At 63.4% G+C, this 932-nt stretch carries 2 protein-coding genes; both read left to right on the top strand.

What is annotated here, in order from left to right; translation table 11 throughout:
- Positions 1-38: 38 nt before the first annotated feature.
- Positions 39-542 carry a TRAP transporter small permease subunit gene (locus H1D44_RS20720; protein WP_181517157.1) on the top strand — a complete coding sequence of 168 codons (504 nt, stop codon included), beginning with the start codon at positions 39-41 and terminating at the stop codon, positions 540-542.
- On the top strand, positions 539-932 hold a 394-nt coding region (locus tag H1D44_RS20715), incomplete at its 3' end, for a TRAP transporter large permease subunit (protein WP_181517156.1). The genes H1D44_RS20720 and H1D44_RS20715, both read left to right, overlap by 4 nt.

Raw genomic sequence — 932 nt, 5'->3', positions numbered from 1 at the left:
CCGGGGCGGCCTTCGTTTCGACGTCGGAGACTTGCTCCATGAATGCGATTGCCAAGGCGATCGATACGCTCAACGAGGTACTGGGGCGTATCATCGCGCCGCTGATCGCCATCATCACCCTGGTGGTGCTCTACGATATCGCCCTGCGCTTCTTCATCGGGCGACCCAGCGACTGGGCCTTCGACATCACCAAGATGCTGTTCGGTGCCCACTTCATGCTGATGGCCGCCTACGGCCTGCGCCATCACGCCCACGTCGAGGTCGACGTGCTCAAGCGCCTGCTCTCGCGCAAGAAGCAGGCAATGGTCGAGATCCTCGGCTACCTGATCTTCTTCGTGCCCTTCATCTACATGCTGATCACCTTCGGCTGGAGCTTCTTCATGCGCTCCTACAGTCGCGGTGAGACCACCTACGGCATGGTCTCGATCCCGGTCTATCCGATCAAGGGCGTGATCGTGGTCGCCGCGGCGCTGATCCTGCTGCAGGCCATCGCCGTCGTGATCCGTGCCATTCAACAGCTCCGGGAGGAGGAGGCCGCATGAACCTGAGCCCGGAAATGCTGACCCTGGTGATGTTCGGCGGGCTGCTGGTCGGCCTGTTCATGGGCCACCCGCTGGCCTTCGTGCTGGGCGGCGTGGCGGTGATCGGGGCCTACCTCGGCCCCGGCGAGCGCGTGCTCGGCACCATCATCAACAATATCTACGGCAACGCCATGGACAACTACGTCCTGGTGGCCATCCCGCTGTTCGTGCTGATGGCGCGCTTTCTCAACGACTCGGGGGTCACCGAGAAGATGTTCGCGGTGATGCGCCTGCTGCTAGCCAACCTGCGCGGTGGCCTGGCACTCACCGTGGTCATCGTCTCGGTGCTGCTGGCCGCCACCACCGGCATCGTCGGTGCCTCCATCGCGGTGATGGGCATGATCGCCCTGG

It is taken from the genome of Billgrantia kenyensis (assembly GCF_013697085.1).
In the GTDB taxonomy this organism is placed as follows: Bacteria; Pseudomonadota; Gammaproteobacteria; order Pseudomonadales; family Halomonadaceae; genus Halomonas; species Halomonas kenyensis.
This window is presented reverse-complemented; position numbering and strand designations above follow the sequence as displayed.